The organism is Streptomyces sp. NPDC006510 (genome assembly GCF_040611955.1).
Lineage (GTDB): Bacteria > Actinomycetota > Actinomycetes > Streptomycetales > Streptomycetaceae > Streptomyces.
The window spans coordinates 1-13824 of the sequence record NZ_JBEXPH010000044.1 but is presented as its reverse complement, the minus strand read 5'-3'; the positions used below and the strand labels follow the sequence as shown (position 1 = coordinate 13824).

Annotated in this window: 15 protein-coding genes and 1 pseudogene; 9 read left to right on the top strand and 7 right to left on the bottom strand. The window is 67.9% G+C overall.

All coding sequences use genetic code 11. The features are described from left to right. Position 1: 1 nt before the first annotated feature. Positions 2-832 carry an SDR family oxidoreductase gene (locus tag ABZY11_RS16105; protein ID WP_356479735.1) on the bottom strand — a complete coding sequence of 277 codons (831 nt, stop codon included), beginning with the start codon at positions 830-832 and terminating at the stop codon, positions 2-4. A gap of 72 nt (positions 833-904) precedes the next feature. Between ABZY11_RS16105 and ABZY11_RS16100 the strand changes: the two genes are divergently transcribed. Then, positions 905-1495: a helix-turn-helix domain-containing protein gene (locus tag ABZY11_RS16100; protein WP_356479734.1), complete on the top strand. Its 591-nt coding sequence runs from the start codon at positions 905-907 to the stop codon at positions 1493-1495. Positions 1496-1767: 272 nt separating this feature from the next. Here ABZY11_RS16100 and ABZY11_RS16095 read toward each other — a convergent pair whose 3' ends face one another. After that, entirely contained in the window at positions 1768-1905 is a 138-nt protein-coding gene (locus ABZY11_RS16095; protein ID WP_356479773.1) for a hypothetical protein, read from the bottom strand. On the opposite strand from ABZY11_RS16095, the gene ABZY11_RS16090 reads away from it, so the two are divergent. Both ABZY11_RS16090 and ABZY11_RS16085 read left to right on the top strand, forming a co-directional pair. Further along, the gene (locus ABZY11_RS16090; RefSeq protein ID WP_356479733.1) at positions 1885-2070 is read left to right on the top strand and encodes a DUF6087 family protein; all 186 of its coding nucleotides are present in this window, start codon (positions 1885-1887) and stop codon (positions 2068-2070) included. The genes ABZY11_RS16095 and ABZY11_RS16090 overlap by 21 nt on opposite strands. A 171-nt stretch (positions 2071-2241) precedes the next feature. Continuing rightward, the gene (locus ABZY11_RS16085; protein WP_356479732.1) at positions 2242-3120 is read left to right on the top strand and encodes an MFS transporter; all 879 of its coding nucleotides are present in this window, start codon (positions 2242-2244) and stop codon (positions 3118-3120) included. Positions 3121-3148: 28 nt separating this feature from the next. On the opposite strand, the gene ABZY11_RS16080 is transcribed toward ABZY11_RS16085, so the two are convergent. Further along, positions 3149-4060 carry an IS982 family transposase gene (locus tag ABZY11_RS16080; RefSeq protein ID WP_356479731.1) on the bottom strand — a complete coding sequence of 304 codons (912 nt, stop codon included), beginning with the start codon at positions 4058-4060 and terminating at the stop codon, positions 3149-3151. A 27-nt stretch (positions 4061-4087) separates the two neighbouring features. After that, the gene (locus ABZY11_RS16075; RefSeq protein WP_356479730.1) at positions 4088-4642 is read right to left on the bottom strand and encodes an ABATE domain-containing protein; all 555 of its coding nucleotides are present in this window, start codon (positions 4640-4642) and stop codon (positions 4088-4090) included. A 104-nt stretch (positions 4643-4746) separates the two neighbouring features. Here ABZY11_RS16075 and ABZY11_RS16070 point away from each other — a divergent pair, with 104 nt between their 5' ends. Both ABZY11_RS16070 and ABZY11_RS16065 read left to right on the top strand, forming a co-directional pair. Beyond that, complete coding sequence (locus tag ABZY11_RS16070; protein WP_189274022.1) at positions 4747-5040, top strand: hypothetical protein; 294 nt, start codon at positions 4747-4749, stop codon at positions 5038-5040. Between the two features lie 26 nt (positions 5041-5066). After that, the gene (locus ABZY11_RS16065; RefSeq protein ID WP_356479729.1) at positions 5067-6152 is read left to right on the top strand and encodes a DNA alkylation repair protein; all 1086 of its coding nucleotides are present in this window, start codon (positions 5067-5069) and stop codon (positions 6150-6152) included. 122 nt (positions 6153-6274) lie between these two features. Here the strand turns inward: ABZY11_RS16065 and ABZY11_RS16060 are convergent. Further along, positions 6275-6571 (bottom strand): annotated as a pseudogene (locus tag ABZY11_RS16060) (hypothetical protein); the annotation flags it as partial. A 483-nt stretch (positions 6572-7054) separates the two neighbouring features. Then, complete coding sequence (locus tag ABZY11_RS16055) at positions 7055-8797, bottom strand: endo-1,4-beta-xylanase (protein WP_356479728.1); 1743 nt, start codon at positions 8795-8797, stop codon at positions 7055-7057. A gap of 81 nt (positions 8798-8878) precedes the next feature. Between ABZY11_RS16055 and ABZY11_RS16050 the strand changes: the two genes are divergently transcribed. Next, positions 8879-9154, top strand: a complete 276-nt coding sequence (locus tag ABZY11_RS16050) for a helix-turn-helix domain-containing protein (protein WP_356479727.1) — start codon at positions 8879-8881, stop codon at positions 9152-9154. A gap of 614 nt (positions 9155-9768) precedes the next feature. Here the strand turns inward: ABZY11_RS16050 and ABZY11_RS16045 are convergent. Next, a complete protein-coding gene (locus ABZY11_RS16045) occupies positions 9769-10302 on the bottom strand; it encodes a TetR/AcrR family transcriptional regulator C-terminal ligand-binding domain-containing protein (RefSeq protein WP_356479726.1) in 534 nt (177 codons plus the stop codon). Positions 10303-10470: 168 nt separating this feature from the next. Between ABZY11_RS16045 and ABZY11_RS16040 the strand changes: the two genes are divergently transcribed. The 3 genes from ABZY11_RS16040 to ABZY11_RS16030 all read left to right on the top strand — a co-directional run bounded on the left by ABZY11_RS16040 (position 10471) and on the right by ABZY11_RS16030 (position 13756). After that, a complete protein-coding gene (locus tag ABZY11_RS16040) occupies positions 10471-11544 on the top strand; it encodes an alpha/beta fold hydrolase (RefSeq protein ID WP_356479725.1) in 1074 nt (357 codons plus the stop codon). Next, positions 11541-12494, top strand: a complete 954-nt coding sequence (locus ABZY11_RS16035; protein ID WP_356479724.1) for a cyclase family protein — start codon at positions 11541-11543, stop codon at positions 12492-12494. Before ABZY11_RS16040 ends, ABZY11_RS16035 begins: the two co-directional genes overlap by 4 nt. 188 nt (positions 12495-12682) lie before the next feature. After that, the gene (locus ABZY11_RS16030) at positions 12683-13756 is read left to right on the top strand and encodes an AMP-binding protein (protein WP_356479723.1); all 1074 of its coding nucleotides are present in this window, start codon (positions 12683-12685) and stop codon (positions 13754-13756) included. Positions 13757-13824 lie beyond the last annotated feature (68 nt).

Sequence of the window (13824 nt, the reverse complement as noted above, 5' to 3'; positions counted from 1 at the left end):
CTTAGCTGTTCATGCGGGCGGCGGGGGCGGGGTGCTGGGGGCGCTGGCGGCGGGCCATCCAGCCCATGAGTCGGACCATCGAGCGGCGCGACAGGAGCTTGCCGACGACGGCGAGCGACCGGCCGTTGGTGACCACCGACGGAGGTGCGGACCGGCGGTCGAGCGTGTCGAGGGCGATCTTCACGACCTGCTCGGGGGTGGCTCGCTTCGTGCCGTAGTCGGCGGTCTGGCTGCCGGCGACGTCGTAGAACTCGGTCCGGGTGGCGCCGGGGTTCACGGCCAGGACGCGCAGGTTGGTGCCGCGGGTCTCCTCCCACAGCGATTCGGTGAAGCTGAGGACGAAGGCCTTGGTGGCGCCGTAGACACCCATGTACGGGGTCGGCTGGAAACCCAGCAGGCTCGCAACGTTGATCAGGACGCCGGTGTCGGCGGAGGACAGCGGGTCGATGTAGGCACGGCTGAGGTCGACCAGCGCGCTGACGTTCAGCGCGATCATGCTCTGCAGGCGGTCGGGGTCCTCGTCGGTGAATGCGTCGTGGGTGCCGAAGCCGGCGTTGTTGACCAGTCCGGTGGCGTAGATGCCGCGGGATTCGAGTTCGGCGCGCAGCGTGCGGCCGGCGTCGGGCCGGCCGAGGTCGCGGGCGACGACGGTCACCGTGACGCCGTGGACGCGGGTGAGTTCGTCAGCCAGGCTCTCGAGCCGGTCCGCCCGGCGGGCCACCAGGACGAGGTTCGCGCCGCGACGGGCCAGCTGGCGGGCGAATTCGGCGCCGAGGCCGGAGCTGGCGCCGGTGACGATGACGGTCTGACGGCGATAGTCGATTTTGTTCATGCCTTCACTGTACGCACAAGTTTGCACTGAGTGCAAATGATTGCGCCTGGCGAAGGCATGTACCATCGGTGCATGGCTCAGAAACCGACGTCCATCCGGGAGCAGACCCGCTCCGTGGTCCGATCACTGCTGGCCCGGACCGCCATCGAGCTGTTCGCCACCAAGGGCTTCGACAACACGACCCTCGATGAGGTCGCCGCCGCGGCGGGCGTCTCCAAGCGGACCCTGTTCAACTACTTCCGCAACAAGGAAGACCTCGCGCTCAGCGGCCTGGACGAACAGGGCGAACTGATCGCCGCGCGCCTCGCCGAACGCCCGGCCGACGAGGATGCCTGGACGGCGCTGCGCGCGGCGTTCCAGGTACTCGAAGAGATCGACATAACAGCCGAAGGCCGCCTGGAGTTCATCACGCTGCTGTTCGGCAACGACTCCCTACGCGCCGGACACACCGAGAAGCAAGCCCGCTGGCAGGACCTGTTCGCACCGCTGATCGAGCCGCGGCTGCCCGACTCCGACCGTCGCACCCTGCAAGCCCGCGCGATCGCAGCCGCAGCGATCATCTGCCTGCAGGCAGCCAACGAGGAATGGGTACGCCTGGGCGGACAGGTCGACATGTTCGACCTCTACGACACCGCCGTACAGGCCATCCGCCGCCCCGCCTGAAACCGGCCGCATCCAGCTCCACCACGCTCGTCGGCGTGGGGACCAGGGCCCGAACCGCCCACCGCGCCCAGCAAGACCGAACGATCCGGCCACCGTAAGCCGCGCAACCAGAGGTCAGCCCTGGGCCGGTAGCCGCAGCGGCCGGTAGCCGTCGGCATCGAGCTTGGCCAGCTCGCCGCCGATGTCCACCGTGTGAGTGCCATAAAAGTGGACGTTGGCGTGGTGGCTGGGCCAGATATGTGCCAGCAGGTCGTCATCAATGGGTCGGCCGGCTACTCCAGCTGGTCCGTCTCCAGGTGCGCGAGGTGCTCGACCACTCCGACGCGGTCGCGTGCGGCGTAGGCACGCATCAGGTCGAGCGCCCGGTATGAGCGGCGGCGCCGGGCCCCATGGACGTCTACCGCCGCCACCGCCCGCTACACGACGGCGCCACCCACCTCAGCCCCGACGAGCCCAGGGCCTTGGAGGAGTGGGACGGCTTCGTCTACGTCCCCGCCGGAACCGCCGAGAACCTCCCCGCCGCGCAGGCATGGGCGAATGGCACTGACCCCGGTGCCCTTGCCGATGAACGGTAGAAGAGACTGGACGGCCGACGGCCGGGTTCTGCGTCCGGCCGATGCTGCCTCCGCCGGGCCCTTCCCCTGCCTGGCTTCGGTCGGCGAAACGGCGCTCCGGCTCCGCCAGGGGCGCCAGTCCCGGCGGCGCCGGTTGCTGGCGCTCGCGAAGGGCTGCCGTCCGACCCCGCCGTGACGGCCCCGCGCAAGCGTCTGGACCTGCCCGGCATCGCCACCGGCACCGGGGCGCTGCTGCTGATCGTGTACGTGGTCACGGTGGCGGCCGAGGGGAAGCTGGGCACACGGACCCTCCTCCTCTGCCTGGCCGGCCTGGTTCTCGCCGTCGCCTTCGTCGTCATCGAGCTGCGCTCCCGCGAACCGCTGCTGCCCTTCCGGTACTTCCGCAATCCCGACATCACCGGCTCGACCCTGGCCAGCTTCGTCGTCGGCGCGGCCCACGTCCCCGCCTTCGTGTTCCTCGCGCTGTACTTCCAAGAGGTACGGGGCTACAGCGCCCTGGACAGCGGACTGGCCGTCGCGCCGATCGCGGCCGTGAACCTGCTGATCTCCCGTACCGCCATTCCTCCGGCACTGGCCAAATGGGGACCCCGGGTGGTGCTCACGGCCGGCATGGCCCTGCTCGGTGCCGGTCTGTTCCTGCTCGGCCGCATGCCGTCGGACGGCTCGTTCCTGACGGACTACCTGCCCGGGGCACTGATCTTCGCGGCAGGGCTGCCAGCGGTGTTCGTCGGGTCGACGATGCCTGCGGTCAAGGCAGTCTCCCCGGACGAGACCGGGGTGGTCTCCGGCCTGGTGAACACCTCCCAGCGCATCGGGGCGGGCCTTGGCATCGCTGTCCTCGCTGCCCTGGCCGCTGACCGGACGAAGGCATCCGGCGGCGCTCCCCAGGAGGCCCTCAACGAGGGATACCGCCTCGGGTTTCTCGGCGCCGGCTGCCTGGCCGCGGTCGGTGTGCTGATCGGCCTGTGGCTCGTCGCCCGTGGCCGGCGGAACGGCCCGGCCTCGGCGCCTGCCCCGGCGGAGGAACCGGCCGGCACGGCCCGTGCTTGATTTCCCCTAGATGATTGATTCCAAGTGGTCAGTGGTCATAGGCGGTCAGTGAGCGTAGGACGGGCTGTCGCATGTAGTCGTTGTGCCAGATCGCTGCGGTCAGCGCGAGGATGCGCTGCATGACGCGGGCGATGACCCCGCCGGGCGTGAGTCCTCGATGCTGTTCGAGATCGAGCTGTCCCTTGAAGGTCTCATTGACTGACTCGATGACCTGCCGCAACGGCTTGAGCAGGGGTGCGCCGGGCCGTTCCGGCTCGCCCTTGCGCGGCCGCAGTAGGCGGATGTCCTGCTCAGCCAGTTGATGTTCGAAGTCACGGCCGAAGTAGTTCTTGTCGCCGGTCAGCGTCTGGCCGGGTCGGCCGGCGAGCAGGGTCGGTTCGACGGCGAGCAGGGCCAGTAGGATCTCGCGCTCGTCGGCCTTGGCTCCGGTCAGGGCGAAGGTGATGGGCAGGCCCTGGAGGGTGCACACCAGGTGCAGCCGAAGGCCCCAGAAGAAGCGGCTGTGGCTGGCGCAGTACCCGTACTCGGCCCATCCGGCCAGGTCGGAGCGTTTGGCGGTCTCGCGTGAACGGCCATACTCCACCGGCGTGGAGTCCACGATCCACACGTCGTCGCTCCACACAGTGGTCTCGGTGGCCAACAGCCGGGTGACTCGCCGGAGCAGCTCGGCAGCCTTGCGCAGCCGCTTGTTGTAGCCGGGCTGCTTCGGCAGGTACGGGAAGAGATGCCGCAGGTGGGAGCGGGCATAGCGGAGCCACCGGGCCTCGGTGGTGAAGCCGGGCATGGCCTGCATCATCGCGAGCGTGACCAGTTCGGCGTCGGTGAGCCTCGGGGCGATACCCACCGCCGGCCGCCACGGAGCAAGCTGCGGCGAACCTTTCAGTAAGTCGTCGGTCTCCGCATAGAGCGCGGTCGCGAGGGTGTCCAAGTCTGGTGCCATAACTTGACTTTGGGTTTCCTTGTCTCATCAGCTGCGGGTTCCCGCTTCTCGTGGCTGGCGCCGGGTGGACCTCGCCCGGTTGCCGCAGCCGAGGGAACACCATGCCTGGTCACGGCGCCTGGCCAGGAAGAACATGCCGCAACTGGGGGCGGGGCAGCGCCGCACCCGCTGACCGTCTGGACCCGCGGCCAGGACGAGCGTCTCGCGGGCGACGACGGCGTCGGCGCCGCCACCCTGTTCCTGCTGTGCGAGCAGGCCGTCGCCGGTCATCCGGAAGACGACGGGGGCGGACGAGGCAAGTTCGTTCAAACGGGTCCGCAGGCTGTCGGTGAGCGGCCGCTGTCCGGCTGTCGCGTCCAGCGCGTCGCGGACCAGCCCGCGCAGCCGCTTCAGCTCCTCCAAGGGGAGCACAGCCAGTCTGCGGTCGGCGGCGCGGGCGCGCCATCGCCTGGTGAGTTCCCGATCGGCGAGGAAGTCGACGTCGCCGCGTCCCTGGCCTGCGCCGACGACGACGGTGTTGGCCAGGTCGAGGACCGGGTCCTCGCCGATCCACGGCATTTCCTGCAGGTCCCGGATGGTCATGCCCCTCAATCTACTGGATTCAGGCCAGCGAACCCGTGATAACTTCAGCTCACGGATTTGATCCACTAAATCCGTGAGTCACGTGATCGACGAAGGGTGATGCCATGAGCACGACCATCGAGTACGTCAGGTTCGACACCGACGACCCCGCCGCCCTCACCGCCCACCGGGAGCAGCTCGTCGAACTGCTCAAGGAGCACTACGGCGACGGCTTTCAGGGCGCCCACCTCGCCCAGTTCGACGACGGCACCGTCCTGGACTTCATCATCTGGTCGTCCGCAGCCGTCGCCGAGCGCGCGGCCAAGGAAATGCCGACCGACCCCCGGGCACAGGGCTTCTTCAGCCGAATCGGCACCGTGCACGAGATGCGGCACGCCCAGGTGCTGCACACCGCATAGCCCCCGAGACCAAGGAGAATGACGCTGTGCCCTCGGCAGACGAACTACTCAGCGCGGACACCGTCTCCGACCTCGCCCGATGCCTCACGCGAGCCGGTGACGGGATCATGGCGCACGAGACCCGGGGGTGCGGCGCCGGCCTGGACGGGCTGAGCTTCACCGAACGTGTCACCCTGATCAGAAATGCCGTCCTGGCTGATCTTCCGGCGAGCTACCCGGCCTTCGCGAACGTGTTGCGCATCGCACTGCGGGACAGCGATTTCACCGGATGGATGATCTTCCCTGTCACCGAGGCCGTCGCCGTACGGGGCCGGGACGCCTTCGAACCGGCGCTCGCCCTGCTTGCGGAACTCACCCCGCGCCTGACCGCGGAGATCGCCGTCCGGCCCTTCCTCCGCGCCGACCTGGACCGCGCGCTCCGGGTCATGACGCCGTGGACCGCGCATCCCGACCTCCACGTCCGCCGACTGGCCAGCGAGGGCACGCGGCCAAGACTGCCCTGGGCGCCCCAGCTTCCGGAGCTGATCGCGGATCCGACGCCCACACTGCCCCTGCTCGACGCGCTGTACCGGGATGACTCCGAATACGTCCGCAGATCAGTGGCCAACCACCTCAACGACATCAGCCGTGACCACCCCGACATCGCCACTGCTGTCGCGACGCGCTGGCTGAGCAATCCGGCACCGACGACGACCCGGCTGGTACGGCACGGCCTGCGGACCCTGATCAAGTCCGGCCACGCCGGAGCCCTTACGCTGCTCGGCCACTTCCCGGACAGTCCCGTCGCTGTCGAGGGCCCGCACGTCCACGCCTCAGACATCCGGGTCGGCGACCATCTGCTGTTCGACTACTCAGTGACCAACGCCCACGATCAGACCGTTCACCTCGTCATCGACTACGTCGTCCACCACGTGAAAGCCAACGGCAGCCGCACGCCCAAGGTCTTCAAACTCACCACGCGGTCCCTGGCTCCCGGCGAGACGTGGCGCGCGACTCGCAGACACTCCTTCAAGCCAATCAGCACACGGCGCTACCACCCGGGTGTCCATCTGGTGCAACTCCAGATCAACGGCCGACCCCACGGGGAAGCCTCGTTCACACTGCACTGCTGAAGGCAACCGCCTCGCATCCCGCTTCGGTGACGTATCCGCCATCGCGCCGCCACCCCCATGAGGCTTCCGCCACCAGAAACGGGAGCCTGCATCCGCGCAGCTATCCCTTGGAATCAACCATCTAGAGGCCGACGTTTCGCGGGCGATCCCTTCTTGTCGATGTATACGCGTCGCACCGGGGTCCACCGATATCGCTCAAACCGCAGAGCATCGATGATCGTCTGAATCTTCTTCAGACTCATGCCATCCACGGTCTCCTGGGTGGAGCCGGGTGTCATAGAGTCGTCATTGCGGTAGATCTTCCCGTAGGCCCGCAAATACAGCTCCGGGCTGAACAAGTGCCGGTACAGCCTCTCCAGTGGCAATCCCCTCTTGCCGCGTTCATGGATGATCTCCATCAGGGCTTCGGCTCTCTGTATTACGCGTACCTTGCCTCTCCGAAAATCGTGGACACCTGTGCCACTTGGCCCTGTAAGCGGCTCTCCCGCTCTCCTTGGTGGGGCGTTACTCCCACGACTACTACTGGCACTCCGTCACCGTAGGGCTCTCGCCTCTTAGGTGATCCCGAATTCCTCTTGCATTGGACGTATCGAGCGTGACGTAGGCGGCCTGTCCGTTCCCTTGAGTGAGCTCGTCGCCCACCGTCCATCAGACGGAAGGGTTGGGGCGAAGCAAAGGGGATTCGCCTGATGCTGATGGCTCCGCTCCGGGCGTTGTAAGCCCGAGGATGCACATTTCCATCCCTGGGAACTTGGCTTCAAACAGTCTGGTCTTCGCCAGGTCACGCGGACTTTGCGCGGCAGCGCCATAAACGCCTTCACAACGACTTCCGTGCGTAGCGTCGGACCGCGTACCGGCGGCGCCGTTAAAGCTGGCCCCAGTGGCCCGGGAGCCCTGATGCCTCACGCCTCGTCAAAGGCCTTGAGCAGGCGCTCGTACGCCAGCTTCGGCCGCAGGGCCGCGTCCCACGGCAGGGAATCGGCCGTGCGCGGGGGATAGATCTTGGTGTCGGCGGTGGAACCGTACCGGTCGGTGAATCCCCATGTGGAGAACGATGTGCAGTTCGGCTCCTCCAGGCAGACCCGCAGCTTGCCCACCATCTCGTCGGCCTGGGTCTCCCGCCCGTCCTCCTCGTCCTCGCCTATGGGGACGTCCATCTCCGACACCCGCGCCTGGACCCCGAGCTCCGCCAGATCCCGCACATGGCTGCGGAAGGTCTCCGGGTCGATGCGGTCGCCGGGTGCGTACTCATGGTTCTGGAAACCCACGCCGTCGATCGGTACGCCGCGTTCCTTGAGCCGCTTGACCAGATCGTAAAGGGCGTCCCACCGCTCGCCTTCCTCCTCGACCCCGTACTCGTTGAGGAACAGCCGTGCCTTCGGATCGGCCCGGTGGGCGGCCCTGAACGCCTCGTCGATGTACTCCTCGCCCATGGCCTCGAACCACGGGCTCTGCTCGGAGCGCAGACCGAGATTCCCGTTGGTGTAGCTCTCCTCGTCGTCGGACATGGGCTCGTTGACCACGTCCCATTCCGCGACCTTTCCCTTGAAGTGACCGGCGACCGTGGCGATGTGCCGGAGCATGGTCCGGCGCACCTCCTCGGGATCGTCGTTCTCCCGCATCCAGTTGGGCAGAGCCTCGTGCCAGACGAGGGTGTGCGCATGCACCTTCATGTCGTTTGCGCGGGCGAAGCGTACGAGTAGGTCCGCGTCGCGGAAGTCGTAGACGTCCCGGCGCGGGTGGAGGAACTGTGGCTTGAACGCGTTCTCCGGAGTGAGCATGGAGAACTGGCTCCCCGCGAGCGCCCGGTAGCGGGAGTCGGTGAACAGCGGGTTCTCGGCTAGGGCGGCGCCGACGTCGAACGGCCGCCCCACGTCTGCGGCCCGCGCACGCAGCGAGTCGTCGGACTGCTTCTGGCGCAGCTGCGGCGCGTTGACCACGCGGAGCGAGTCACCGCTCTCTGCCCGCGCGGTCAGCTGCGTCAGACGCCATCCCTCGCGGCGCCCGTCTTCGCCCGCGTCCGCCTCAAGACCGAACCAGACAGTGCCCTCGGCGAACACCCCCGGGTCCTGCACGGTTCCCAGCCGCCGCCCGTCGGCCTTCACACGGAAGGTGTCACCGATGCTCGAAACGGCGAGCGTCACCGTCCCGGAGCAGCCGCAGTCGAAAACCTTGGAGGTGGCTGGCTCGTCGCCCTCGCCGTCCCATATCTGTACTTTCACTTGTCCGTCGGCGGTCACGCCGACGCGGAGTGAGGGCCGCTCCTGCCGCCACTCGTCGTAGATGACCGGTACCCGTCCGTACAGCCGCAGCCATGAGTCGCCGTCATCGTCGCCCACACCGGACATGCGCGCGGTGACGGTGAAGTCGCCATCGGATCTCAGATGCGGGCCGGCCAGGTTCAGCGGGGGATTGGGCTGGCCGCCGGAGGAGTCCTGCTCCACGATGTGCCGATCCGTTGCGCTGACCCGCAGGACGTCGTTCCGCGCGGTGGTGCCCTGCATCTGCGTCCAGTCGTGGTTCCGCAGCAGGTCTTTGTCGTTCCCGCCGTCTTGCCCTTCGCCCTGACCCGTACACCCGGCCGCCACCGCCATGACGAGCACCACGGCGGTCAGCCGCTGCCACGTTCCCCCGCCAAGGTTCACGATCCCTCCCACATTCTTGCCGAGACGAGATCAACGTCTCGAAACCGGGCCATAGTTCATCACACGAGGTATGGCGGCCCTGTGTGGCACGTCCCAGCTCGTGTGGCGGAGCGGGCCCGGATCGTCCTGGCCTGCGCGGAAGGCGCGTCAAACACGCGTGTGGCAGCGGACTTCAGGGTGTCCACGGAGATGGTGCGCAAGTGGCGGGGCCCGGGCTATCGCCGATGCCTGCCGCGAAGCCGGCGTCACCCAGTCCATGAGCGCGGTCGAGGGGGATACGGAATCACGTCGCGCGGCGGCGGTGGAGGCGAAGTCGGCCGCGGGCCGCGAGGAGGCCGAACGCCGCCTCGCGCGTGAGGTCCGCGTGTCGGACAGCGCGACGGGAGCTGCTGCTCGGCTTTCGGGCAGGCGTCGGCGTATGTGTCAGGTGGAGAACTTCGTACCGGGCTGGGCGGTAACCGCGCGTCTGCCGGTTTGGTACATGGGGCGGGCGGAGGCGGATGACGAGGCCGCGTTCCTCGCGGCCTGCCCGGACCATCACATCTTCCGTTTTGACCCCTGGCGGCCGTCAGGAGGTATGGGGGCGGCTGGTGGTTCACCGCTCGCCTCGCGCTTCTTCTTCACGATGAACAGACGGGCGCGGTGGTCACGCCTGCGGACCCGAGCTACCCGTTCCGGATGGCCGGCACGGCCCGCTTGGCCGACGGGAAGGTTTTGGTGGGTGGTATCCGGCACCAGTTCCGGGAGGAGGGCGGCGGTACACGGGCTCTGCTCACGGCCGGGTTTCCGTGGTTGATGCCGCGGGCGTCGATCGCGGTGCACCGTTGGCACGTGGCCTGCGAGTTTTCCCGGTGGGTTGAGGCCGCTGCCGCGAGCCCCTGTTGAGGCGACTGCGCCCTGCTCTGCTCGGTTGGGCCCGAGCAGGGCGGGGCGTATGGGTTGCTCAAAGGGCTCTGCGGCGGGGTGGGTGCTCAGCTCGACTGGACTGCCGTGATTCCTGCGACGGCGATGTCGGCGGTGAGCTCCAGAAAAGGTGTGTCCATGGCTTCGCGGGTCATGAGCAGCCTGAAGTGGATCGGTGCGATGAACGTTTCCAGCAGCATGCGGCTGTCGATGGAGGCGGGGAGTTCGCCTCGAGCGGCGGCGCGTTCCACCACGATCCGGCACTCGTCGTGGCGGGCCGCCCAGAACTGACTCCGCGTCAGTGCGAATTCGCTGTCGTCGACGCTGGCGGCCAGGGTCCGCATGAGCGCCTCGCCCAGCGGGGAGATCCCGTAGTCGACGAGCTCCTGCCCCAGGGCAACCAGGTCCCCGCGCACGGAACCGGTGTCGGGAGTCTTGAGCAGCTCGGCACTATAGCCGACCATCGCGTCCAGAATGAGCCGTTCGCTGGTCTTCCAGCGCCGGTAGATGGAGGTTTCATGCACGCCCGCCCGCGCGGCCACCTCGGCGATGCTCGGCTTCCCGGTGTCGGACTCCGCGAGCAGTTCCAGGGTTGCCGCCATAACAGCCGAGCGCACCTTGGCGCTCCGTCCTCCTGGCCGTCGGCGAATCGACTCGGTCGTCATGGAACGCATCTTAACGCAGGGGTCTTGCGTTTGCGTGAAAAGCCCGTAGTCTCCACTTAACGCAGGACTCATGCGTTAAGCCGCTCGGACTCGGAGGAGCCGCAGATGTCGTACCAGTGGCCAGTGAATGTCGAGGCACTGTTCGAGGAGCGCCTCGCGCAGATGATCAACCTGGGCGTGCCGGGAGACGACGTGGAGGCCGTACGCGGGCGCATCAAGCAGATGTGGCCCGATGAGCCCGGCGGGTGGGTCTACGAGTGGTCCCAGCTCGCTGAACGGTACGCAAAAGACCGGAAGCCTGAGCTGGCTGCCCTGGCCTACGGGTTCGCGAAGTTCCCCACCCTGGCCGACGAGGCCAAGCGAGCGGCCTACCGCCACCAGATCGATCAGTACCTCCTCAGCGCGGACAACGGGCCGGTCACCTTCCTACGCCGCTCGGTTCTCGCCGACCACCTGGGCACACGCGTGCCGTTCCCGGTCCACGAGTTCGGCGCCCCCGACAAGTCCGCAGGTCAGTCCCCGGTCATCATCGTCAGTGGCGGAGTGGACACCTGGAAGGAGGACCTGCACTCCTTGTGGGTCGCCCTGGCGGTGCACACGGGGATGACAGTACTGGCCTTCGACATTCCCGGCACCGGGGAGTCCCCGGTGGCGATGAGCCACGACGGCGGCCCGGAGATCGTGTCCAGCCTGGTCCAAGAGGCGCGACAGATCGGTAACGGACGCGTCGCCCACCTGGGCGTATCCATGGGCGGTCATTTCTCCGCTCGCACCGGGCTGAGCGGTGAGGTCGACGCGGCAGTCGTCCTGGGTGGACCCGTCAAGGCCGCCTTCGAGGACGCTCCCTTCAGTGACTCCGGCATGCACGGCATCATCGGCAACGCTCTGGGCTTCGACCGTGAGCCGGCATCCGAGGAACTCGCTGCCTGCTGGACCAGCCTGTCGCTGGCCGGCCTGCTCGCAGGTAAGCAGCAGTCCGCACCCATGCTGATCGTCAACGGGGCCGATGACCCCCTGGTCCCGCAGGAGGACACCCTCCTGTTCGAGGCGCGGCCGGGGGCTGAGGTTCGCCTCATCCCGGATGCGGGCCACTGCGCGACGAGCAAGCTGTCATCCGATGTCGTCCCCCTGATCATCGACTGGCTCAACAGGACCATGTCACCCAAGGACCCGGCATGAGCAACGACGTTCTCAAGGACTACATCGACGAGCTCAGCCGCTGGGGCCGGTGGGGGCCCGACGATGAGCTCGGCGCCCTCAATCTCCTCACCCCCCAGCACGTACAAGCCGCGGCGAAGGAGGTCATGGCGGGCAAAGTGATCTCGATGACCCTGCCCTACGACCAGGCCGGGCCCCAGCAGGGCGGCCTGCGCCACAACCCGATGCTGCTGGCCACCGCCACCGGCACGGACGCGGTCAGCGGCAAACAGCAGGAGCTGTTCGCAGCCTTCGGCATCGACAAGACCCGGTTCGGGTACGCAGACGACTCCCTCATCATGCCCACGCAGTGCGGCACCCAATGGGACGCCCTCGCGCACATCTTCCACGACGGGCGCATGTGGAACGGCTACAGCGCGGCCGAGCACACCACCGCCGGCGCCGCCCGCAACGCCATCCAGCACTGGACCGACCGCATGATCCTGCGCGGCGTTTTGATCGATGTCGCCCGGCACAAGGGAGTTCCCGCGCTGGAACCCGGCTACGCGATCACCCCGGACGACCTCGACGAGACGCTGGAAGCCCAGGGCAGCGTCGTCGGCCGCGGTGACGCGGTGTTCGTGCGCACCGGACAGCTCGGTGAACGCCGAGGATGCTGGGGCGACTACGCCGGCGGTTCCGCCCCCGGCCTCTCCCTGCACACCGCTCCATGGCTGGCACAGAAGGAAGTTGTCGCGATCGCCACCGACACCTGGGGCGTGGAGGTCCGGCCCAACGAGATCGAGGAATTCCAGCCCCTGCACCAAGTCGCCCTCGTCCACATGGGACTGGCCTTCGGTGAGATGTTCGACCTCGACGCGCTGGCCGTGGACTGCGGACAGGACGGCCGCTACAGCTTCATGCTCGCCGCGTCCCCCCTGCCCCTGACCGGCGCGGTCGGATCTCCCGTCGCCGCCACAGCCATCAAGTAGCAGCTCATGGAGCGGCTCCTCCACCTCGGGTGAGTGGAGTGGACAACCCCACCGGAACAGGGCTTCCGAGGCCCCGTGCCCCCTTGCGGTCCCCCGGAAGCCCGCCCGCGGTGCCACATGCGGCACCGCACCAGGCCGGCCGCCCCGGCGGCCGGCCTGCCAATCGACCCACCATCGAGGTGTATCCCGTGAATCTGAGCCGCCTGCCTGCTGCCCGCCGCGCGAACGACCCAGATGCTCCGGCCATCGGGGACGACGCGCGTGGCTTCCTGACCAACGCCGCATTCGATGACCTGGTCGAGGTCTGTTCCCGCCACTTCGCCGCCCGCGGGATCACCGCTGGTGACATCGTCGGGGTCAAACTGCCCAACCGGGTCGAACTCGTGGCCGCTCTCTTTGCCGCCTGGCGCCTGGGCGCGGCGCTCACGCCGGTCAACCCGACGCTGACCCCGTCCGAAACGCACTACCAACTGAAGGACTGCGGCGCCAAACTCGTCGTCCTCGACGAAGCAGAGACCGACGCCCTTCCTGACGCCCTGCCCGTGGTCACCCTTGAGGAACTCGCCCGCCCGGCCCCGGCGGTCGAGCTGCAGCGGCAACCGGACGATCCGCAGGCAGGCCTGGATGATCTGGCCCTGGTCATCTACACCAGCGGCAGCACCGGGAGCCCCAAAGGGGTGGAGCTGCTGCACCGCAATATCGATGCGATGACCGCGTCCATGATCGAGGGCCTGGGCCTGACCGAGGCCGACCACAGCCTGCTGATCCTGCCGCTGTTCCACGTCAACGGCATCATCGTCAGCGTCCTGTCCCCGCTGCGAGCCGGCGGCCAAGCCACCATCGCAGGGCGCTTCAGCCCGAAGACCTTCTTCACGGTGCTGGAGGCGGCCCGCCCCACCTACTTCTCCGCCGTTCCCGCGATCTACGCAATGCTGGCGAACCTGCCAGCCGACGCGCAGCCGGACACCTCCTCGCTTCGCTTCGCGATCTGCGGCGCCGCCCCGATGCCGCCCCAGCTCATCGGCACGGTGGAGGAACGATTCGGCGTGCAACTCATCGAGGGGTATGGCCTGTCGGAGGCCACATGCGCATCGGCCTGCAACCCGGTTGACGGGCTACGCAAGCCCGGCACGGTCGGCATCGCGCTGCCGGGCCAGAACATCGCGATCATGGACGAGGACGGCCAACTGGTCACCGACGGCAGTATCGGCGAGGTCGTCATCAGCGGCCCCACCGTTACTGACTTCGGCTGGCTAGGGTGACGTTGGGGTGTCGACGGCCAGGCCGGTGCCGGCTATGAAGCCGTCGAGGGTGTCGGGCCGGTACTGCA